Source organism: Serratia sp. BIGb0234, from assembly GCF_024809915.1.
GTDB classification, from domain to species: domain Bacteria; phylum Pseudomonadota; class Gammaproteobacteria; order Enterobacterales; family Enterobacteriaceae; genus Serratia; species Serratia liquefaciens.
In genome coordinates this window covers 131,004-153,012 of record NZ_JANUEI010000009.1, presented here as the reverse complement: position 1 = coordinate 153,012, position 22,009 = coordinate 131,004, and the positions used below count along the sequence as shown (strand labels likewise).

20 protein-coding genes are annotated in these 22,009 nt (G+C 53.8%); 16 read left to right on the top strand and 4 right to left on the bottom strand.

Going from position 1 to position 22,009, the window contains the following annotated elements; genetic code table 11:
- Nucleotides 1–3: 3 nt before the first annotated feature.
- From rbsA to kup, 3 genes are all read right to left on the bottom strand, one after another.
- Nucleotides 4–1,509: a ribose ABC transporter ATP-binding protein RbsA gene (gene rbsA / locus M2407_RS23715; protein WP_046374849.1), complete on the bottom strand. Its 1,506-nt coding sequence runs from the start codon at nt 1,507–1,509 to the stop codon at nt 4–6.
- A 7-nt stretch (nt 1,510–1,516) separates the two neighbouring features.
- Nucleotides 1,517–1,936 (bottom strand): D-ribose pyranase, encoded by a 420-nt coding sequence (rbsD, locus tag M2407_RS23710; RefSeq protein WP_020837697.1) that lies wholly within the window; start codon nt 1,934–1,936, stop codon nt 1,517–1,519.
- A 300-nt stretch (nt 1,937–2,236) separates the two neighbouring features.
- On the bottom strand, nt 2,237–4,105 hold the full coding sequence (kup, locus tag M2407_RS23705; RefSeq protein WP_020837698.1) for a low affinity potassium transporter Kup: 1,869 nt from the start codon (nt 4,103–4,105) through the stop codon (nt 2,237–2,239).
- A 283-nt stretch (nt 4,106–4,388) separates the two neighbouring features.
- Here kup and ravA point away from each other — a divergent pair, with 283 nt between their 5' ends.
- Nucleotides 4,389–5,897: an ATPase RavA gene (ravA, locus tag M2407_RS23700; RefSeq protein ID WP_020837699.1), complete on the top strand. Its 1,509-nt coding sequence runs from the start codon at nt 4,389–4,391 to the stop codon at nt 5,895–5,897.
- A 2-nt stretch (nt 5,898–5,899) separates the two neighbouring features.
- Nucleotides 5,900–7,363: an ATPase RavA stimulator ViaA gene (gene viaA / locus M2407_RS23695; RefSeq protein ID WP_046374847.1), complete on the top strand. Its 1,464-nt coding sequence runs from the start codon at nt 5,900–5,902 to the stop codon at nt 7,361–7,363.
- 3 nt (nt 7,364–7,366) lie between these two features.
- Here viaA and asnA read toward each other — a convergent pair whose 3' ends face one another.
- On the bottom strand, nt 7,367–8,359 hold the full coding sequence (gene asnA, locus M2407_RS23690; RefSeq protein WP_020837701.1) for an aspartate--ammonia ligase: 993 nt from the start codon (nt 8,357–8,359) through the stop codon (nt 7,367–7,369).
- Nucleotides 8,360–8,514: 155 nt separating this feature from the next.
- On the opposite strand from asnA, the gene asnC reads away from it, so the two are divergent.
- The 14 genes from asnC (at nt 8,515) to glmU (ending at nt 21,726) form a co-directional block, all read left to right on the top strand.
- Entirely contained in the window at nt 8,515–8,976 is a 462-nt protein-coding gene (gene asnC / locus M2407_RS23685; protein WP_004950461.1) for a transcriptional regulator AsnC, read from the top strand.
- 97 nt (nt 8,977–9,073) lie between these two features.
- On the top strand, nt 9,074–9,514 hold the full coding sequence (gene mioC / locus M2407_RS23680) for an FMN-binding protein MioC (RefSeq protein WP_115060894.1): 441 nt from the start codon (nt 9,074–9,076) through the stop codon (nt 9,512–9,514).
- 381 nt (nt 9,515–9,895) lie between these two features.
- Complete coding sequence (mnmG, locus tag M2407_RS23675) at nt 9,896–11,785, top strand: tRNA uridine-5-carboxymethylaminomethyl(34) synthesis enzyme MnmG (protein ID WP_020837702.1); 1,890 nt, start codon at nt 9,896–9,898, stop codon at nt 11,783–11,785.
- A 137-nt stretch (nt 11,786–11,922) separates the two neighbouring features.
- A complete protein-coding gene (gene rsmG, locus M2407_RS23670) occupies nt 11,923–12,543 on the top strand; it encodes a 16S rRNA (guanine(527)-N(7))-methyltransferase RsmG (protein WP_259220040.1) in 621 nt (206 codons plus the stop codon).
- A 638-nt stretch (nt 12,544–13,181) separates the two neighbouring features.
- Nucleotides 13,182–13,565, top strand: coding sequence for a F0F1 ATP synthase subunit I (gene atpI / locus M2407_RS23665; RefSeq protein ID WP_020837704.1), 384 nt, complete (start codon nt 13,182–13,184; stop codon nt 13,563–13,565).
- A gap of 21 nt (nt 13,566–13,586) precedes the next feature.
- Nucleotides 13,587–14,363, top strand: a complete 777-nt coding sequence (gene atpB, locus M2407_RS23660; protein ID WP_020837705.1) for a F0F1 ATP synthase subunit A — start codon at nt 13,587–13,589, stop codon at nt 14,361–14,363.
- A gap of 49 nt (nt 14,364–14,412) precedes the next feature.
- Nucleotides 14,413–14,652, top strand: coding sequence for a F0F1 ATP synthase subunit C (gene atpE, locus M2407_RS23655; protein WP_004093904.1), 240 nt, complete (start codon nt 14,413–14,415; stop codon nt 14,650–14,652).
- Between the two features lie 57 nt (nt 14,653–14,709).
- Nucleotides 14,710–15,180, top strand: coding sequence for a F0F1 ATP synthase subunit B (gene atpF / locus M2407_RS23650; RefSeq protein ID WP_004950476.1), 471 nt, complete (start codon nt 14,710–14,712; stop codon nt 15,178–15,180).
- Nucleotides 15,181–15,194: 14 nt separating this feature from the next.
- A complete protein-coding gene (gene atpH, locus M2407_RS23645) occupies nt 15,195–15,728 on the top strand; it encodes a F0F1 ATP synthase subunit delta (RefSeq protein ID WP_020837709.1) in 534 nt (177 codons plus the stop codon).
- Between the two features lie 12 nt (nt 15,729–15,740).
- Complete coding sequence (gene atpA / locus M2407_RS23640; protein ID WP_020837710.1) at nt 15,741–17,282, top strand: F0F1 ATP synthase subunit alpha; 1,542 nt, start codon at nt 15,741–15,743, stop codon at nt 17,280–17,282.
- Between the two features lie 58 nt (nt 17,283–17,340).
- The gene (atpG, locus tag M2407_RS23635) at nt 17,341–18,204 is read left to right on the top strand and encodes a F0F1 ATP synthase subunit gamma (RefSeq protein WP_020837711.1); all 864 of its coding nucleotides are present in this window, start codon (nt 17,341–17,343) and stop codon (nt 18,202–18,204) included.
- A gap of 32 nt (nt 18,205–18,236) precedes the next feature.
- Nucleotides 18,237–19,619, top strand: a complete 1,383-nt coding sequence (atpD, locus tag M2407_RS23630; protein ID WP_020837712.1) for a F0F1 ATP synthase subunit beta — start codon at nt 18,237–18,239, stop codon at nt 19,617–19,619.
- Nucleotides 19,620–19,639: 20 nt separating this feature from the next.
- Nucleotides 19,640–20,059: a F0F1 ATP synthase subunit epsilon gene (locus M2407_RS23625; protein ID WP_020837715.1), complete on the top strand. Its 420-nt coding sequence runs from the start codon at nt 19,640–19,642 to the stop codon at nt 20,057–20,059.
- Nucleotides 20,060–20,355: 296 nt separating this feature from the next.
- Complete coding sequence (gene glmU / locus M2407_RS23620) at nt 20,356–21,726, top strand: bifunctional UDP-N-acetylglucosamine diphosphorylase/glucosamine-1-phosphate N-acetyltransferase GlmU (protein WP_259220039.1); 1,371 nt, start codon at nt 20,356–20,358, stop codon at nt 21,724–21,726.
- Nucleotides 21,727–22,009 lie beyond the last annotated feature (283 nt).

Sequence of the window (22,009 nt, the reverse complement as noted above, 5' to 3'; positions counted from 1 at the left end):
TGATTACTCCTGCTTTACGCCGTATTGCTTGCCAACGGCCGCAGCCATCAACGCTTCCTGGGTGGCCTGTTCAATCGGGAACTCGCCGCTAAGGTGTCCTTCGTGCATCACCAGAATGCGGTCGCTCATGCCCATGACCTCCGGCATTTCCGACGACACCAGAATGATGCTCAGACCTTCCTGCTTGAACTGGTTAATTAACTGATAGATTTCTTTTTTGGCACCGACGTCGACACCGCGTGTCGGTTCATCGAGGATCAACACCTTTGGCCGCGTCATCAGGCCGCGGGCGATTGCCACTTTTTGCTGATTGCCGCCGGAGAGCAGGCCAATGGGCTGTTCCATCGACGGCGTCTTGATATTGAACAAGCGGATGAAATCCCCCACCGCCTGCTGTTCTTCGGCCTGTTTCAGGCTGCCGCCGGCACGGCTGAAATAGCGCAGCGCGGTCAACGACATGTTTTCCTTCACCGACATCCCCAACACCAGACCATCGCGCTTGCGGTCTTCGGAGATATACACAATGCCGTTCGCCAAACCGTCCTGTGGAGAATGAGTGACCACCTGGCGGCCATCGAGGCTGACCGTGCCGGCCTTGCGCGGTGCTGCCCCGTAGAGAATTTTCATCAGTTCGGTTCGCCCGGCGCCCATCAACCCGGCGACGCCAAGAATTTCGCCACGGTACAGCGTAAAGCTGACGTCATGCACACCCGGACCGGAAACCTGACTGACCTCCAGCCGTTTTTCACCGCGCGGCTGGTTGAGGCGCGGGTATTGTTCTTCCAGCTTGCGGCCGACCATCATTTCTATCAGCGAATCTTCCTGCAGCTCACTGACCGGACGCTCGGCGATAAACTGCCCGTCACGAAACACCGTGACGTCATCGCAAATTTCAAAAATTTCTTTCAGCCGGTGGGAGATGTAAACAATCCCTCGCCCTTCGGCCTTCAGTTCATTGATCACTTTAAATAAAGAGGCCGTCTCGGTATCGGTCAACGCATCCGTCGGCTCATCCATAATGATGACTTTCGATTCGAAGCTCAGCACCTTGGCGATTTCCACCATTTGCTGATCGCCGATCGACAGTTCCCCCACCAGCCGGTGGCTGCTGTAACTCAGGTTCAGTCGTGCGAGCAGTTTGTCTGCTTCGGCATACATGCGCTTCCAGTCGATGCGGCCGATACGGTTAACGAACTCACGCCCGAGGAAGATGTTCTCCGCAATGGTCAATTGCGGGATCAGGTTCAGTTCCTGATGGATGATGCCGATGCCCGCTTCCTGCGAATCCTTTGGGCCGTTGAACGCCACCTCTTTTCCGAGAAAGTACTGACTGCCGGCGTCTTTGTTATAAATGCCGGTCAGCACCTTCATCATGGTGGATTTCCCGGCGCCGTTTTCCCCCACCAGCGCCATCACCTTGCCCGGGTACACGCTGAGCGCAGCGCCGGAAAGCGCCTTCACGCCGGGAAAGGCTTTATCGATCCCTTTCAGTTGCAGTAAAGGTTGCATAAGTGCCTCAGAAAGTTACGCCGGCGCAAAGGATCACGTTCGCGTAGGGCGAACATTCCCCGCTGCGGATCACCGCACGGCAGTGTTCCGTTTGTGCTTTAAAAGCCTGGTGGCTGATATAGCTCAGGCTGATGCTCTTTCCCTGGCGTTGGCCAAGTTCGGTCAGCTGAGCCAATAACGCGCTATGAAGCTGTGGATTTTGCTTAACGATCTCTTCCGCCAGAATGGCGCTTTCGACCTGCATCTCCTGCGTCACGACCTCGAGTACCTGTAGAAAAGTCGGCACCCCCTGAGTCAGCGCCAAATCGATGCGCTGTGTGGCCGCCGGAATAGGCAGACCGGCATCACCGATAGCTATCTGATCGGTATGACCGAGACGGGAAACCACGGCAGAGACATCAGCATTCAGCAACACGCCTTTTTTCATCTTGTTCTTCTCATTCCACCAGCGAAACGTTTCGCTTGTGTCTGGAGTTTAAAAAAACGTCAGTAGAAGGCAACCGGGATAATGCAGAAGTGTGATCGTCATCGAAACGTTTCGCTCGTGTTACCGAGAACAGATACCCTAAATAATTGACGTTGCATCGCGGCGGCAAGCCTGCGAATTCCCGGGAGCATAATCCACTATGTGATCGGGATGAGCTGGTGCAGCCAACAAAGAGGCAGCTTCAAGTATGACGGGGTTAAACAGAAAGGGCCCAGCGGTGGCTGAGCCCTTGAGGGGGAGTTAAATCTCGACCTGGGTTCCCAGCTCGATCACCCTATTGGGCGGGATCTCGAACTGGTCCGGCGCGCGTAGCGCATTGCGGCTCAATGCAATAAACAGCTTGCCGCGCAGGAACAGGTACCACGGCCGTTTGGTCAGGATCAACGACTCGTGCGACATAAAGAACGAGGTTTCCGTCATCCGGCACGGCAGCCCTTCCAGCCCGCAGCGGTGGAACACTTCTTCAACGTTCGGCGTTTCACGCCAGCCATAGCTGGCCACCACCCGCCAGAAGGTCGGTGACAGCTGTTCGATGGTCACTCGCCGCACGTTGTGAACGTAAGGTGCATCCTCGGTACGCAACGTCAACAGCACCACGCGTTCGTGCAGCACCTTGTTGTGCTTTAGGTTATGCAGCAGCGCAAAAGGGATCACGTTGATGGCGCGTGACATAAAGACCGCGGTGCCAGGCACCCGCACCGGCGGCGATTTTTCCAGCGAGGCGATCATCGCCTCCAGGGAATTGCCGTGCTCGTGCATGCGGCGCAGCAGGCGGAAACGTTCGCTCTTCCAGGTGGTCATGATGATGAACATCACCAGCGCCAACATCAGCGGCAGCCAACCACCCGAGAACAGTTTCAGGGCGTTGGCGGAGAACATCGGGATGTCGATAATCAGCAGGACAACCAGAATGCCGACGGCGAAGAAGCGATTCCAGTGCCAGTTTTTAATCGCCACCGACGTCACCAGAATACTGGTCAGCACCATGGTGCCGGTCACGGCGATGCCGTAGGCCGCCGCCAGATTACTGGAGTGTTCGAAACCGACAATCACCAGCACCACCGCGATATACAGCGTCCAGTTGATCACCGGAATGTAGATTTGGCCGGATTCCATCTCAGACGTATGGATGATGCGCATTGGCGACAGGTAACCCAGGCGCACCGCCTGACGGGTCAGGGAGAACACGCCGGAGATCACCGCCTGCGAGGCGATAACCGTGGCCAGCGTCGCCAGAATTAATAGCGGGATCAGCGCCCAGTCCGGCGCCAACAGGAAGAACGGGTTCTTGATCGCCTCCGGATTTTTCAGCAACAGAGCGCCCTGGCCAAAATAGTTCAGCACCAGTGAAGGCAGCACCACGGTGAACCAGGCCAGGCGAATAGGGAATTTGCCGAAGTGGCCCATATCGGCGTACAACGCCTCAACGCCGGTAATCGACAGCACCACCGCACCCAGCGCAAAGAACGAAACCTTCTTATATTCAATAAAGAAGTTCAGCGCCCATTTCGGGTTCAACGCCTGCAACACTTCCGGGTTAGCCATAATGCTGCGCGCCCCCAGTACCGCCAGGACGATAAACCACAGCAGCATCACCGGTGCAAAGAGCTTACCGACGCTGCCGGTACCGTGTTTCTGGATGGCGAACAGCAGCGTCAGCACCAGAATCGACAGCGGAACGATATAGCCATCGAGCGACGGAGCGGCGATTTCCAACCCTTCTATCGCGGACATCACCGATATCGCCGGGGTGATCACCACCTCGCCATAGAAGAAGCTGCCGCCAATCAGGCCCAGGATCACCAACACTGCAGTAGTGCGCGCTGAAGTATTACGCCCGGCCAACGACATCAGCGTCAGGATCCCGCCTTCGCCGGCGTTATCTGCCCGCATGACATAAGTGAGGTATTTAAGGGAAACAATGATGATCAGCATCCAGAAAATCAGCGACAGGAAGCCGAAAACTACGTCTGGACGAACATCGAAGCCGTAATGGCCGGAGAAACACTCTCTGAGAGTATAGAGAGGACTGGTGCCGATATCACCGTAAACCACCCCAATTGCCGCCAGGGTTACCGCCGATAAGGACTGTTTATGCTCTGTGCTCATAATTCGTTTCTTTATTAGAACATCCGTTAGCGATGCATCCGCATCAGCCAGAGATACGGGCTCTAAGATCCGTTACGCCCACTAAAAGGCGCACAGTATGCACGATTTATACTGCTTGCCTACTCTTATATCAGACCCAAAAAATAAACAAAATGTGAACCGGCCGCTCTTTTGATAATAGAAAGATTTTACTAATCAACAAGCTATACCATTAAAAATAATGGTGGTTTATCATCGGATTATCCACCAAGATTGGCTAACTCTCGGACAACACGACAATAATATGGCGCCATCATCACTTCTTGCAGAACGGATTTCCCGCCTCAGCAGCGCGCTGGAGAGCGGTCTTTATGAACGTCAGGAAGCCATTCGCCTGTGTCTGCTAGCGGCGCTCAGCGGTGAAAGCGTGTTCCTGCTCGGTCCACCGGGCATTGCCAAAAGCCTGATTGCACGCCGGTTAAAATTCGCCTTTCGCCATGCGCGCTCCTTTGAATACCTGATGACGCGCTTCTCGACGCCGGAAGAGGTGTTCGGCCCGTTATCCATCCAGGCGTTAAAAGACGAAGGCCGCTATCAGCGCCTGACCGCCGGCTACCTGCCCGAAGCGGAAATCGTATTTCTGGATGAGATCTGGAAAGCCGGCCCGGCAATCCTCAATACCCTGCTGACCGCGATCAACGAACGTCGCTTCCGTAACGGCAACGCGGAGGAACCGATCCCCCTGCGGCTGTTGGTCACCGCCTCCAACGAACTACCGGAAGCCGACAGCAGCCTGGAAGCGCTGTACGACCGCATGCTGATACGCCTGTGGCTGGACAAAGTGCAGGACAAGCAGAACTTTCGCTCGTTGCTGGTCAGCCGCCAGAACGAGAATGAAAACCCGGTGCCGGAAGCCCTGAGCATCACCGACGAGGAGTATCACCAGTGGCAATCGCAGATCGACAAAATCAAGCTGCCTGAAAGCTGCTTCGAACTGATATTCCAACTGCGTCAGCGGCTGGATGCGCTGGACCATGCTCCTTACGTTTCCGATCGCCGATGGAAAAAGGCATTGCGCCTGTTGCAGGCCTGCGCCTTTTTCAGTGGTCGCGACGCCGTGGCCCCGATCGACCTGCTGCTGCTGAAAGACTGCCTGTGGCACGATCTCACCTCGCTAAAACTGCTGCAGCAGCAAGTAGAGCAGTTGCTGAACGAGTCGGCCTACCAACAGCAAACGCTGCTGATCCAGCTGCAACAGATCCACACCCGCTGGCTGCAGCACCAACAACAGCAGAGCGACAGTCAGGCGATCACACTGGTAAAAAAAGGCGGCATGTTCAGCCGAAAGCCGCAGTTTGCCCTGGCCACGCCGCTCGGCACCGGCCCCCTGACACTGTTGCTGCAAAAACCGCTGCAGCTGCATGATATTCAGGTCAACCATCTGAGTATTGAAAACAGCGTGCTGGAAAACTGGCTGCAAAAAGGCGGCGACGTACGCGCCAAACTGAACGGCATCGGCTTTGCCCAGCAGATCGATCTGGAAGTGGACGAAAAACTGCATCTGACGGTACTGGACGTCAGTCGTCAGCCTTCGCTGCTGGCCCTGCCCGGTATAAAGACCGGGGGAACACCTCAGGCAATGCTCGACGAAATGGACCAGTTGGCTCAGCGTCTGGCGGAACAGCGCCGGTTGTTCAGTCAGCATCAGCCCTGCCTGTTTACCCCGGCCGCCAGGCTGGCAAAAATTGAGGCCAGCCTGTTGCAGGTGGCGGAACAAATCAAACAGCAGCACCAGCAGATGCGCGGTCAGTAAGCATGCTCAGCCTGGAAACGCTCGATCTGCTGCTGGCGATCACCGAAGGTGAACTGATCGAGGAAATGATCATCGGTATGCTGGCGGCCCCGCAGCTGTCGATTTTCTTCAAGAAGTTTCCGGCGATCCGCCGGGCGCTGGATCGCGACCTGCCGCGCTGGAAGCTGCAACTGAAACAGCGTCTGCATGAAGCCATGGTGCCACCTGCGCTGGCGCAAGAATTTTACCGCTATCAACAGTGCCAGTTAGAGAACAATACCCAGTTCTTTCATAACCTCAATGACACTCTGGACCTGCTGCGCCAGCTGGTTTCTCCTTTCTATGAGCAGGCCCGCTCGCTGGTGGACGCCGCCGATCTGCCCAATCATCCGCTGGACGACAGTTTCCAGACCCTGTTTTTACAACGCTGGCGTATCAGCCTGACGCTGCAGGCCACCATGATGCACCACCAGTTGCTGGAACAGGAACGCGAACAGCTGATGGCAGAGCTGCAGGAGCGTCTGGCACTGAGTGGGGCGCTGGAACCGCTGCTGTCGGAAAACGACACCGCCGCCGGGCGACTGTGGGACATGAGCAAAGGCCATCTTCAGCGCGGCGATTATCAACGGCTGGTGGAATACGGCAACTTCCTGCAGCAACAGCCGGAGCTGAAAAAGCTGGCGCAGCAGCTTGGGCGCAGCTATCAGGCCAAAGCGGTACAGCAACAGGATGCTTTGCCAGAGCCGTTTCGCGTCATGGTGCAGGTACCCGCCACGCTGCCGGAAGAGGTCAGCGGTATTCATCAGAGCGACGATATTCTGCGCCTGCTGCCGCCTGAGTTGGTCACGCTGGGTATCGAAGAATTGGAATTTGAGTTTTACCGGCGCCTGCTGGAAAAGCAGTTATTGAGCTACCGCCTGCAGGGCGATGTCTGGCAGGAACAGATAACGATCCGGCAGGTCACCCACCAGCAGCAGGATCAGCAGCCACGCGGCCCGTTTATCGTCTGTGTCGATACCTCAGGCTCCATGGGTGGGTTCAATGAGCAGTGCGCCAAGGCGTTTTGTCTGGCGCTGCTGCGCATTGCGCTGGCGGATAATCGCCGCTGCTACATCATGCTGTTCGCCAACCAGATAGTGCATTACGAGCTTACGGCCGCCAGCGGAATTGAACAGGCAGTGCGTTTTCTCGGTCAGCAGTTTCGCGGCGGCACCGATCTGGCAGCCTGCCTGAACGCCACGGTGAGTAAAATGGCGGAGAGCGGCTGGTTCGACGCGGATGCGGTGATCATTTCTGACTTTATTGCCCAGCGGTTGCCGGAGGAGGTCATAAAGAAGGTCAAACAGCAGCAGCAGAACCACCAGCAGCGCTTTCACGCGGTGGCAATGTCCAGCTATGGCAAACCCGGCATCATGCGCATCTTCGATCATATCTGGCGCTTTGATACCGGGTTAAAAAGCCGCTTGATGCGCCGCTGGCGGCGCTGATTTTTACAGAAGCCCTTCGACCGCGTCACGCACTTGCGGTGACCACACGCCGCACTGCACCTGACCAATGTGCGACAGTTGCAGCAACAGCATCACCAGGCGTGACTGGCCGATACCGCCACCGATAGTCTGCGGCATATCGCCACGCAGCAATGACTGATGCCACTCCAGCGCCAGACGATCTTCATCGCCGGTTTGCGCCAACTGGCGCTTCAGCGCACTGGCATCAACGCGAATCCCCATAGAAGAAAGCTCGAAGGCATCCTGCAATACCGGGTTCCAGACCAGAATATCGCCGTTCAAACCTGCCAGGCCTTCTGCCGCCGGTGTCGTCCAGTCATCATAATCTGGCGCACGGACATCGTGTGATTTGCCGTGCGACAGCTTACCGCCGATCCCGATCAGAAATACCGCACCCAGCTCTTTGGTAATCGCCCGCTCACGGCCTTTGGCATCCAGTTCCGGGTAGCGTTGCAACAGGGTTTCACTATGAACAAAATGAATCTGCTCCGGCAGGAACGGCGTTAAGCCATATTCGCGGCTCACTTCGACTTCAGTGGCCTTAATCGCCGCATAAATACTGCTCACGGTGCTTTTCAGGTAATCCAGGCTGCGCTCACCATCCCCCATCACCCGCTCCCAGTCCCATTGATCGACGTAGACCGAATGGATCGCGCTCAGACGATCTTCATCAGGACGCAATGCTTTCATATGGGTATACAGGCCTTCACCGGCGCCAAAATCGTAGCTGCCCAGCGTTTTACGTTTCCATTTCGCCAGTGAGTGCACCACTTCGAAGGTGGCTTCCGGCAGGGTTTTGACCTTTACCTGCACCGCTTTCTCACTGCCTGACAGGTTATCCTGGGTACCGTCACCCAGGCGGCTGAGGATCGGCGCCTGCACTTCGATCAGGCCAAGCTGCTGTTCCAGCTGGCGTGAGAAGAAGGATTTAACCAGGCTGATTTGTTGTTGTTTTTGAATAAACTGTTTTTTCATTGCCGTATCTCTTATAAACCTGTCTCTGTTTCCAACGATTAAGCAACAGAACGGCACAGTAATTCAATATCCACTAATCAATATTGCCTTTTCACTTTTAATCGTTCATTTTGAAGCGGTAATAATTCAACAATCAGCAATTAGTGGGGGATTAAATGGCTGAAAATTATCAGATCGATAATCTCGATCGCGGCATTCTTAACGCTTTGATGGAGAATGCCCGCACGCCTTACGCCGAACTGGCCAAGAACTTTGCCGTCAGTCCCGGTACCATTCATGTGCGAGTAGAAAAGATGAAGCAGGCCGGTATCATCACCGGTGCGCGGGTAGACGTGAACCCCAAACGCCTGGGTTACGATGTCTGCTGTTTTATCGGCATTATATTAAAGAGTGCTAAAGACTATCCTTCGGCACTGAAAAAGCTCGAAAGCCTGGAAGAAGTGGTTGAGGCTTACTACACCACCGGCCACTACAGCGTGTTTATCAAAGTGATGTGCCGCTCAATAGATGCGTTGCAACAGGTACTTATCAACAAGATCCAGACCATTGACGAGATCCAGTCCACCGAAACGCTGATCTCGCTGCAGAACCCCATCATGCGTACCATCACGCCCTAGCCAATTAATTACTATACCCATATTATCCACAGGTAGATCCCAGCCGATTCACAGCGTACAATGCTGCCACTTTGAGAAGGCTGGGATCATTCATTTCATGGCAGACATTACTCTGATCAGTGGCAGTACGCTTGGCAGCGCCGAGTACGTAGCCGAGCACTTGGCTGAAAAACTGGAAGCTGCGGGTTTTACGACCGAAACCCTGCACGGCCCTGAATTGGATGAACTGACCCTGTCCGGGCGCTGGCTGGTGGTGTCTTCTACCCACGGTGCTGGCGATTTACCGGATAACCTGCAACCGCTGCTGGAACAAATAGAAGAACAGCTTCCTGACTTATCCCAGGTGCAGTTCGGCGCAGTCGGTTTGGGTAGCTCGGAATACGACACTTTCTGTGGTGCGATCCAACGGATCGACGATCTTCTGATCGCTCGCGGGGCGAAAAGGATCGGCGATCGGCTCGAGATCGACGTGACTGAACACGAAATTCCTGAGGATCCGGCAGAGGAATGGGTGAAAATTTGGATTAATTTACTCTAATTTGTTCAAAGATCACCCGAACGATTGTGGATAACTATGCTTAAAAGCAGGGTAAAAGCGGTAGTTATCCCAATAACAACCTTAGGTCGCTTTTTGTCCTGTGCATAACATGCCATTTAGATCCCAGCTTATAAGCTATAGGATCACCGATCATTCACAGCTAACGATCCTCCTTAATCCGCTGATCTCAATCACGAATAATCACTTATCCACAGAAGATCGCGATCCTAATAAGAGATCTAATAAAGAGATCTTTAAATAAAAAAGATCTTCTTTTAATTACCGACGATCCTGACCACTTGGTCGATCGACTAAACTTGAGTAGAATCGCCCTCCCCAGGGCAAACAACGATCGTTCGCAATACGGCGAGGTGCAGTTCCATGTTTTATCCAGAGCAATTTGACGTCATCATCATCGGTGGTGGCCATGCCGGTACCGAAGCCGCAATGGCTGCGGCACGCATGGGGCGTCAGACTTTATTATTGACACACAATATCGATACGCTGGGGCAAATGTCTTGCAACCCGGCGATTGGCGGTATTGGTAAAGGGCATCTGGTTAAGGAAATTGATGCACTTGGCGGCCTGATGGCCACGGCGATTGACCATGCCGGCATCCAGTTTAGGATACTAAACGCCAGCAAAGGCCCGGCGGTGCGAGCCACTCGTGCCCAGGCTGACCGCGTACTGTATCGGCAGGCTGTACGCACCGCCCTGGAGAACCAGCCTAACCTGACTCTCTTCCAGCAGCCGGTCGAAGATCTGATTGTGGAAAACGATCGCGTTGTCGGTGCGGTAACTCAAATGGGGCTGAAGTTCCGTGCCAAAGCGGTGGTACTGACTGTCGGCACCTTCCTGGATGGCAAGATCCATATCGGCTTGGAAAACTACAGCGGAGGCCGCGCCGGGGATCCTCCGTCGATCTCGTTGTCACAGCGCCTGCGTGAATTGCCTTTGCGCGTTAATCGCTTGAAAACAGGTACGCCACCGCGTATCGATGCACGCACTATCGATTTCAGCGTTCTGACGCCGCAACACGGTGATACACCGATCCCGGTGTTCTCGTTTATGGGCAATGCCGGGCAACACCCGGAGCAAATGGCGTGCTACATCACCCATACCAACGAAAAAACCCATGACGTGATCCGCAATAACCTCGATCGCAGCCCGATGTATGCCGGGATCATCGAAGGGATCGGCCCACGCTATTGCCCATCGATCGAAGACAAAGTCATGCGCTTTGCCGATCGTAACGCTCACCAGATCTTCCTTGAACCGGAAGGCCTGACCAGCAACGAAATTTATCCTAACGGCATTTCCACCAGCCTGCCGTTTGACGTACAGATGCAGATCGTTCGTTCGATGGAAGGGATGCAGAATGCCCGTATCGTTCGTCCGGGTTATGCCATCGAGTATGATTTCTTCGATCCGCGCGATTTAAAACCGACGCTGGAAAGCAAATTTATCCAAGGCTTGTTCTTCGCCGGTCAGATTAACGGCACCACCGGCTACGAAGAAGCCGCTGCACAGGGCCTGCTGGCCGGTCTGAATGCCGGACGTTATGCCAACGAAGATGAGGGCTGGTCACCACGTCGCGATCAGGCTTACCTCGGCGTGCTGGTGGACGATCTCAGTACCCTGGGTACCAAAGAACCGTATCGCATGTTCACTTCACGCGCCGAATACCGCCTGATGCTGCGCGAAGACAATGCCGATCTGCGCCTGACCGAAAAAGGCCGCGAACTGGGTCTGGTGGACGATGCCCGCTGGGCGCGCTTTAGCGAAAAGCTGGAGCACATCGAACAAGAACGTCAGCGCCTGCGCGACATCTGGATGCACCCGCATGCGGAGAATGTCGATCAGGTCAACGTACTGCTGAAAGCGCCGCTGTCGCGTGAAGCGAATGGCGAAGAGTTGCTGCGTCGCCCTGAAATGGATTACCAACAGCTGACCTCCGTAGCCGCATTTGCGCCGCCGTTGGCCGATACCCAGGCCGCAGAGCAGGTTGAGATCCAGGTAAAATACGAAGGCTACATCGCTCGTCAGCAGGAAGAGATCGAAAAACAGCAGCGTAACGAAAACACCGTGCTGCCGTTGGATCTCGATTATCAGCAAGTTTCCGGCTTGTCGAATGAAGTGATTGCCAAATTGAATGACCATAAGCCGAACTCGATCGGCCAGGCTTCACGTATCTCCGGCATCACACCGGCGGCGATCTCAATTTTGCTGATCTGGCTGAAAAAGCAGGGTTTGCTGCGCCGCAGCGCATAAATCTTGTTTTTGTGCGACCGTTTGTCTACTTGATAGACAAACGGTCGCTGACATCGTCCCGTGCCTGAATTATCATGCTTGGCTTCTTGGCAAGCCCCAATTTGGCTAGTCGTTCCACGCCAGTCAGAGGACCCGTTGTGCAGAAAAAATTAGACTCGCTGCTCACTGCAGCAGGCATTGCGCTTCCCGATCAGCAAAAACAGCAATTGCTGGGCTATGTCGGCATGCTGGACAAGTGGAACAAGGCTTATAACCTCACCTCGGTGCGCGATCCTCAGCAAATGCTGGTACGCCATATTCTCGACAGCATCGTGGTAAACCCGCATTTGCAGGGCTCCCGTTTTATCGACGTAGGCACCGGCCCCGGTCTGCCGGGCATTCCGTTGGCGATCGTTCGTCCTGATTCCCATTTCACCTTGCTGGACAGCCTGGGCAAGCGCGTGCGCTTCCTGCGTCAGGTGCAGCACGAGCTGGGCCTGACCAACGTTGAGCCGGTACAGAGCCGCGTTGAGGAGTTCCCGGCCGAACCGCCGTTTGATGGTGTGATCAGCCGTGCTTTTGCTTCGCTGCAGGACATGCTGTCCTGGTGCCACCATTTGCCGGCGAAAGGGCAGGGGCGTTTCTACGCGCTGAAAGGGGTTCGTCCTGATGAAGAGCTGACGCAGCTGCCGGAAGGTATCGAACTCGAGTCGGTGGTGCGCTTGCGGGTGCCGGAACTCGAAGGCGAACGTCATTTGGTGATACTTAAAGCAAACTGAGTTTGTTTTTGATCAAATAAGCGTGAATTAAAAGATAGTGTCTAGAGTAAATGTAAGCAGGCTAATCAAATGGCGGTTTTTTTAGTTAATTTACTTTTTATTAACACAAAAATAGCCGCCAATTAGCGACAATAGAGTAATTGCAATTCGAAATAGTCACGTTAGCAACGATAAGTTAACGATTCTGCTTTGGCGCTAATGTTAATTGGCTGTTGTAATATTACACGACAAGCTGTCAATAAAAGGTTTTTACCGAGTAGATGGATTGTTTTTGAACGGTTAACTTGTAATATTTTGATTTATAATGTTTTTTGATCACTCAATTTGCTAAAGACGGTTTACACGTCGGTGAGTTATAAATCAGAAAGAGGCATTATTGTGAGCGGTTCGACGTTTCGTACTGTAACGCTGGAATAATCAGACAATTTAATGCGCCCTATATTCCGACCGTTTTCTTGTGAAAATAGCCTGAAATGGGGGAATTTAAATAATTGTTCACCTTTTCGCTACTTATCGATTGAATTCGTTGGTATGCCCCGTATAATTTGCTCGTTTTTTGCTGCTTGACTCAGATCAGTAAAAACAGTTTTATACGTCACTCAGCATACCCCCTCTGGGGTACGGAGAGAACAAACGTCATGTCTGTGTCCCTTTACAGCGGAAAAGTTGCTCGTAAATTGCTGTTTCTGCAGTTAATGACTTTTGTTTTGATCAGCGCTGCCTTCGGTCTGAAAAGCCTGGAATGGAGCGGTTCGGCACTGGCGGGCGGTCTCGCAGCCTGGTTGCCGAGTACCATGTTTATGCTGTTTGCCTTGCGTCATCAGACGCAGACGCAGGCACCCGGTCGGGTCGCCTGGTCATTCGCCATCGGCGAGGGGTTAAAGGTCTTGATCACCATAGTTTTGTTGATCGTGGCGCTTGGGGTGTTCAAAGCGGAGTTTATACCGCTTGGCCTGACCTATTTAGCGGTGTTAGCGGTGCAAATTATCGCACCCGCCGTGATTAACAGTTACCGAAATTAACTAAATAAGGGTAGAGGCATCATGTCTGCAGAGGGATACAACAGTCCACAGGAGTATATCGGTCACCACCTGACGCAACTTCAGGTCGGGACTGGTTTTTGGTCGATTAACCTCGACTCGATGTTTTTCTCCGTTGTCCTCGGGGTTCTGTTCCTGGTGATTTTCCGCCGGGTTGCCAAAAACGCCACCAGCGGCGTACCGGGTAAGCTGCAAACCGCAGTGGAACTGGTCGTCGGGTTTGTCGACAGCAGCGTACGCGATATGTACCACGGCAAGAGCAAGGTAATTGCTCCGCTGGCGCTGACGGTGTTTGTCTGGGTATTCCTGATGAACATGATGGACCTGATCCCGGTCGACTTCCTGCCATTCATCGGTGCCCAGCTCGGTCTGCCGGCACTGCGTGTGGTGCCTACGGCTGACGTGAACGTCACCCTGTCGATGGCGTTGGGCGTATTTATCCTGATTCTGTTCTATAGCATTAAAATGAAAGGCGTTGGTGGGTTCGTTAAAGAGTTAACCATGCAGCCGTTCAACCACCCTGTATTCATTCCTATCAACCTGATCCTTGAAGGTGTCAGCCTGCTGTCCAAGCCTGTTTCACTGGGCCTGCGACTGTTCGGCAACATGTATGCGGGTGAGTTGATCTTCATCCTGATTGCCGGCCTGTTGCCGTGGTGGTCACAGTGGGTCCTGAGCTTGCCTTGGGCTATTTTCCACATCCTGATCATTACGCTTCAAGCCTTTATTTTCATGGTTCTGACGATTGTCTATCTCTCGATGGCATCTGAAGAGCACTGATTTTCTTAAAACACTTGCACTTTTAAACTGAAACAAACTGGAGACTGTCATGGAAAACCTGAGTATGGATCTGCTGTACATGGCTGCCGCTGTGATGATGGGTTTAGCGGCAATCGGTGCTGCGATCGGTATCGGCATCCTGGGTGGTAAATTCTTGGAAGGCGCTGCTCGTCAGCCTGACCTGATTCCTCTGCTGCGTACACAGTTCTTTATCGTTATGGGTCTGGTTGACGCCATCCCGATGATCGCTGTTGGTCTGGGTCTGTACGTGATGTTCGCTGTCGCGTAAGTAGAGAATTTCTCTACACTGAAACCACACTATTAACTTTTAAAGAGGCATTGTGCTGTGAATCTTAACGCAACAATCCTCGGCCAGGCCATCGCGTTCGTTCTGTTTGTCTGGTTCTGCATGAAGTATGTATGGCCGCCGATTATGGCAGCCATCGAGAAGCGTCAGGGAGAAATTGCTGACGGTCTCGCTTCTGCAGAACGTGCCAAAAAAGATTTGGACTTAGCGCAAGCCAATGCGACCGACCAGCTGAAAACTGCTAAAGCAGAAGCTCAGGTGATCATCGAGCAAGCAAACAAACGCAAAGCTCAGATCATGGATGAAGCGAAAGCCGAAGCCGAGCAGGAACGTAACAAAATCGTGGCGCAGGCTCAGGCTGAGATCGAAGCCGAACGTAAGCGCGCTCGTGAAGAGTTGCGTAAGCAAGTCGCGATGCTGGCAATTGCCGGCGCCGAGAAGATCATCGAACGTTCCGTGGATGAAGCTGCTAACAGCGACATCGTTGATAAACTGGTCGCTGAACTGTAAGGAGGGAGGGGCTGATGTCTGAATTTGTAACTGTAGCTCGCCCCTACGCCAAAGCAGCTTTTGACTTTGCCGTTGAGCATCAAAGCGTAGAGCGCTGGCAAGATATGCTGGCGTTTGCTGCTGATGTCACTCGCAATGAACAGATTTCTGAACTGCTGTCTGGCGCTATGGCGCCAGAGACGCTGTCCAAGACGTTCATCGCGGTATGTGGCGATCAACTCGACGAACATGGCCAGAACTTTATCCGTGTAATGGCCGAAAATGGACGTTTACTGGTTCTTCCTGCCGTGCTGCAGCAGTTCAACGAACTGCGCGCCTTGCTGGAATCCACCGTCGAAGTCGACGTGCTCTCTGCGAGCGCACTGAGCGACAAACAGCAGGCTAATATTGCCGCTGCGATGGAAAAACGTCTGTCACGCAAAGTTAAGCTGAATTGCAAAATTGACAAGTCTGTACTGGCCGGCGTAATTATCCGTGCTGGCGATATGGTGATTGATGGCAGCGTTCGCGGTCGTCTTGAACGCCTGACAGACGTCTTGCAGTCTTAAGGGGACTGGAGCATGCAACTGAATTCCACCGAAATCAGCGAACTGATCAAGCAGCGCATTGCTCAGTTCAATGTGGTGAGCGAAGCTCACAATGAAGGTACTATTGTTTCCGTCAGCGACGGGATCATCCGCGTACACGGTCTGGCCGAAGTTATGCAGGGCGAAATGATCGCACTGCCAGGCAACCGTTACGCAATCGCATTGAACCTGGAGCGCGACTCCGTAGGTGCCGTGGTTATGGGTCCGTACTCGGATCTGGCCGAAGGCATGAAGGTAAAATGTACCGGCCGTATTCTGGAAGTTCCGGTTGGCCGTGGCCTGCTGGGCCGTGTAGTTAACACCCTGGGTGCACCTATCGACGGTAAAGGCCCGGTTGATAACGACGGTTTCTCCCCGGTTGAAGCTATCGCCCCTGGTGTTATCGAGCGTCAGTCCGTAGATCAGCCGGTTCAAACTGGCTACAAATCTGTCGACGCCATGATCCCAATCGGCCGTGGCCAGCGTGAGCTGGTGATCGGTGACCGTCAGACCGGTAAAACCGCTCTGGCTATCGATGCGATCATCAACCAACGCGACTCCGGCATCAAATGTGTTTACGTGGCTATCGGCCAGAAAGCGTCTACCATCGCTAACGTGGTGCGCAAGCTGGAAGAGCACGGCGCACTGGCAAACACCATCGTTGTGGTTGCTACCGCGTCTGAATCTGCTGCACTGCAATACCTGGCGCCATACGCCGGTTGTGCGATGGGCGAATACTTCCGTGACCGCGGTGAAGATGCACTGATCGTTTATGATGACCTGTCCAAACAGGCCGTTGCTTACCGTCAGATTTCCCTGCTGCTTCGTCGTCCACCAGGTCGTGAAGCTTACCCAGGCGACGTATTCTACCTCCACTCCCGTTTGCTGGAGCGTGCTGCGCGTGTTAACGCCGACTACGTTGAAGCCTTCACCAAAGGTGAAGTCAAAGGCCAAACCGGTTCACTGACCGCTCTGCCGATCATTGAAACCCAGGCAGGTGACGTTTCCGCGTTCGTTCCGACCAACGTAATCTCGATTACCGATGGTCAGATCTTCCTGGAATCCAACCTGTTTAACTCCGGTATTCGTCCGGCGGTTAACCCGGGTATCTCCGTATCCCGTGTGGGCGGTGCAGCGCAAACCAAGATCATGAAAAAACTGTCCGGTGGTATTCGTACCGCGCTGGCACAGTACCGTGAACTGGCTGCGTTCTCTCAGTTCGCTTCCGATCTGGATGATGCGACCCGCAAACAGCTGAGCCACGGTCAGAAAGTGACTGAGCTGCTGAAACAGAAACAGTATGCGCCGATGTCCGTCGCACAACAGTCTCTGGTGCTGTTTGCCGCAGAACGTGGCTACCTGAACGACGTTGAAGTCGCGAAAGTCGTGAGCTTCGAAGCCGCGCTGGTTGCTTACGCAGACCGCGAGCATGCCGAGTTGCTGAACCACATCAACCAAACTGGCAATTTCAACGATGAGATCGAGGGCAAACTGAAAGCCGTCCTCGAGACCTTCAAGAAAACCCAGTCCTGGTAACGCTCAGCGGCCTGCAGTTGAAAGACAGCAGGCCGTCTGGCAATGAGGAGAAGCAGAGATGGCCGGCGCAAAAGAGATACGTAGTAAGATCGCGAGCGTGCAAAACACGCAAAAGATCACTAAAGCGATGGAAATGGTCGCCGCCTCCAAAATGCGTAAATCGCAGGAACGCATGGCGGCCAGCCGTCCTTATGCAGAGACCATGCGCAAAGTGATTGGTCACCTTGCGTTGGGTAATCTGGAATATAAGCACCCGTACCTGGATGAGCGTGACGTTAAGCGCGTCGGGTATCTGGTGGTGTCTACTGACCGTGGTCTCTGTGGCGGCTTGAACATCAACCTGTTCAAGCGTCTGTTGGCAGAGATGAAAGGCTGGTCCGAAAAAGGCGTTGAAGTTGATTTGGCGCTGATTGGCTCTAAAGCGGCCTCTTTCTTTGGTTCCGTGGGCGGCAACGTGGTTGCCCAGGTTACCGGCATGGGGGATAAACCTTCCCTGTCGGAACTGATCGGTCCGGTGAAAGTGATGCTGCAAGCCTACGACGAAGGTCGTTTGGACAAGCTGTACATTGTCAGCAACAAATTTATCAATACGATGTCCCAGGAACCACAGATTATTCAGCTGCTGCCGTTGCCGCCTTCCGATGACGGTGAGCTGAAGAAAAAATCTTGGGATTACCTGTATGAACCCGATCCAAAAGTGCTGCTTGATACCTTGCTGCGCCGCTATGTGGAATCGCAAGTTTATCAGGGCGTCGTGGAAAACCTGGCCAGCGAGCAGGCCGCACGAATGGTAGCGATGAAAGCCGCAACCGATAACGGCGGTAGCCTGATCAAAGAGCTGCAGTTGGTATACAACAAGGCTCGTCAGGCCAGCATCACTCAGGAACTCACCGAGATCGTTTCGGGAGCCTCCGCGGTTTAAGCTAGGTTTACGAATTACGTAGAGGATTCAAGATGGCTACTGGAAAGATTATCCAGGTAATCGGCGCCGTAGTGGACGTCGAGTTCCCTCAGGATGCCGTACCAAAAGTGTACAATGCTCTTGAGGTAGAAAACGGTACCGAGAAGCTGGTGCTGGAAGTTCAGCAGCAGTTGGGCGGTGGCGTAGTTCGCTGTATCGCGATGGGGACCTCAGATGGTCTGCGCCGCGGTCTGAAAGTGAACGATCTGGAACACCCAATTGAAGTACCGGTAGGTAAAGCTACCCTGGGCCGTATCATGAACGTATTGGGTGAACCAATCGACATGAAAGGCGACATCGGCGAAGAAGAACGTTGGGCGATTCACCGTCCAGCGCCAAGCTACGAAGATTTGTCAAACTCCCAGGATCTGCTGGAAACCGGTATCAAGGTTATGGACCTGATTTGTCCGTTCGCTAAGGGCGGTAAAGTTGGTCTGTTCGGTGGTGCTGGTGTGGGTAAAACCGTAAACATGATGGAGCTGATCCGTAACATCGCGATCGAGCACTCCGGCTATTCCGTGTTTGCAGGCGTGGGTGAGCGTACTCGTGAGGGTAACGACTTCTACCACGAAATGAACGACTCCAACGTACTGGACAAAGTATCCCTGGTTTACGGCCAGATGAACGAGCCACCGGGTAACCGTCTGCGCGTTGCTCTGACCGGTCTGACCATGGCGGAGAAATTCCGTGACGAAGGCCGCGACGTTCTGCTGTTCGTTGATAACATTTACCGTTATACCCTGGCCGGTACCGAAGTGTCCGCACTTCTGGGCCGTATGCCATCTGCGGTAGGTTATCAGCCAACGCTGGCGGAAGAGATGGGCGTTCTGCAAGAACGTATCACTTCTACCAAGACCGGTTCTATCACTTCCGTACAGGCCGTTTACGTTCCTGCGGATGACTTGACTGACCCGTCACCAGCCACCACCTTTGCTCACTTGGATGCAACCGTGGTACTGAGCCGTAATATCGCTTCTCTGGGTATCTACCCGGCCGTTGACCCGCTGGATTCCACCAGCCGTCAGCTGGATCCGCTGGTAGTTGGCCAGGAGCACTACGATGTAGCGCGTGGCGTGCAGTCTATTCTGCAACGCTACCAGGAACTGAAAGATATCATCGCAATCCTGGGTATGGACGAGCTGTCAGAAGATGACAAACTGGTCGTATCCCGTGCGCGTAAAATCCAACGCTTCCTGTCTCAGCCGTTCTTCGTGGCAGAAGTCTTCACCGGTTCTCCGGGCAAGTTCGTATCGCTGAAAGACACCATTCGTGGTTTCAAAGGCATTATGGACGGCGACTATGACCACCTGCCTGAACAAGCGTTCTACATGGTTGGCGCCATTGAAGAAGCAGTGGAAAAAGCCAAGAAACTGTAACGCCTTGAGAGGAGGGTGATATGGCTATGACTTACCATCTGGATGTAGTCAGCGCGGAAAAACATATGTTTTCCGGCCTGGTGCAAAAGATCCAGGTGACAGGTAGCGAAGGCGAACTGGGGATTTTCCCTGGCCATGCGCCGCTGCTGACTGCCATCAAGCCTGGCATGGTGCGTATTGTTAAACAGCACGGTGAAGAAGAGTTCATCTACCTGTCCGGCGGTATCCTTGAGGTACAGCCGAGCGTGGTCACCGTGTTGGCGGACACTGCCATCCGTGGAACGGACCTCGACGAAGCGAGAGCGCTGGAAGCTAAGCGTAAAGCTGAAGAGCACATCCGTAGCTCTCATGGCGATGTCGACTATGCTCAGGCATCTGCGGAACTGGCGAAAGCGATCGCAAAACTGCGCGTTATCGAGCTCACCAGAAGAGCGATGTAACATTTTGGCGCGTGCATAACGCAACCAAAATTAAGAAAGCGGCCTATTTGGTCGCTTTTTTTTTGCTTTAAAATAAGCGTTTCAACCCGGTGGGCATTGTGATGTATAACCCTCGAGAGAGGCTAAAAATGTCTCCGATCGCCGACAGTTCCACCCAGGCTGAGCTTGCCTGAGTGTTAGCTGTGGCGCGCCTAGTGCCCCATGGCATGCGCCGGGTTCGTGCAGAGAAATATGTAGTAATATCGTCACTAAAGAGTTCTACTTTCGTCTATCAAAATGGAGTTATCAGGTTGCTTATGTCGAACAGCGCAATGAGTGTGGTGATCCTCGCCGCGGGCAAGGGAACACGCATGTATTCCGATCTTCCCAAGGTGTTACATCCATTGGCTGGTAAGCCGATGGTGCAGCACGTCATTGATGCCGCGATGAAACTGGGCGCGCAAAACGTCCATTTGGTCTACGGCCACGGCGGTGAGTTGCTGAAAAAGACCCTGACCGACAGTGCGCTGAACTGGGTGCTGCAGGCCGAGCAGTTGGGGACCGGCCACGCCATGCAGCAGGCTGCACCGCATTTTGCCGATGATGAAGACGTGCTGATGCTGTACGGTGACGTTCCGCTGATCTCTGTCGATACCCTGCAGCGCCTGCTGGCGGCGAAGCCACAGGGCGGTATTGGTCTGCTGACCGTAAAACTGGCTGATCCAAGCGGTTACGGTCGTATCGTGCGCGAGAAGGATACGGTGGTGGGAATTGTTGAGCACAAGGATGCCAGCGAAGCCCAGCGTCAGATCAATGAAATCAATACCGGTATCCTGGTGGCCAACGGGCGCGATCTGAAGCGCTGGCTGGGGATGCTGAACAACGACAACGCGCAGGGTGAGTTCTATATCACCGATATCATCGCGTTGGCACATGCCGACGGCAAGAAAATTGAGGCGGTCCATCCATCTCGCCTGAGTGAAGTGGAAGGCGTGAATAACCGCCTGCAGCTGTCGCGACTTGAGCGCATTTATCAGGCAGAACAATCTGAAAAGTTGCTGCTGGCCGGCGTAATGCTGTTGGATCCGGCGCGTTTTGATCTGCGTGGGGAACTTGTACACGGTCGCGACATCTCTATTGATGCCAACGTGATTATTGAAGGTTCGGTCAAGCTGGGCGACCGCGTGAAAATCGGTGCCGGCTGCGTACTGAAAAACTGCGTAATTGGCGACGACTGCGAGATCAGCCCGTATAGCGTATTGGAAGATGCGGTGCTGGCAGCGGAATGCACCGTGGGGCCATTCGCCCGTCTTCGTCCGGGTGCAGAGCTGGCGGTAGGCGCCCATGTCGGCAACTTCGTCGAAATGAAAAAAGCACGCTTGGGCAAAGGTTCCAAGGCGGGCCATCTGAGCTACCTGGGCGATGCCGAGATTGGTGACGATGTGAATATCGGCGCCGGTACTATCACCTGTAACTATGATGGCGCCAACAAGCATAAAACCATTATTGGCGACGGCGTGTTTGTTGGTTCCGATACCCAACTGGTGGCACCGGTCTCCGTCGGCAAAGGCTCTACCATCGCCGCTGGCACTACGGTTACCCGTGATATCGGCGAGGACGAACTGGTGCTGAGCCGCGTTAAGCAGGTGCACATCCAGGGTTGGCAGCGTCCGGTGAAAAAGAGATAGCCCTTCATCTTTCGAGCTGCAGCGTTGTTGGCTTCATGCCAGAACCCCAGTCACTTACTTGAGTAAGCTCCTGGGGATCCTGACATTTGCCGCCTAGCTGCAACTCGAAATCTATTGGGCGGCAGCATGTAGTAGAAAGAATATGTTTTGTATTGCGCTCCAATGTAGAGCCCAATACAAAACATAATAATCCCCATTCTCTACAGGCTCGGGGACGCACGGTAAAAACCGGCAAAATCAGGTCAAGACATCGAAAGCGCCCCGAAAGGCGTTTAATTAGGAA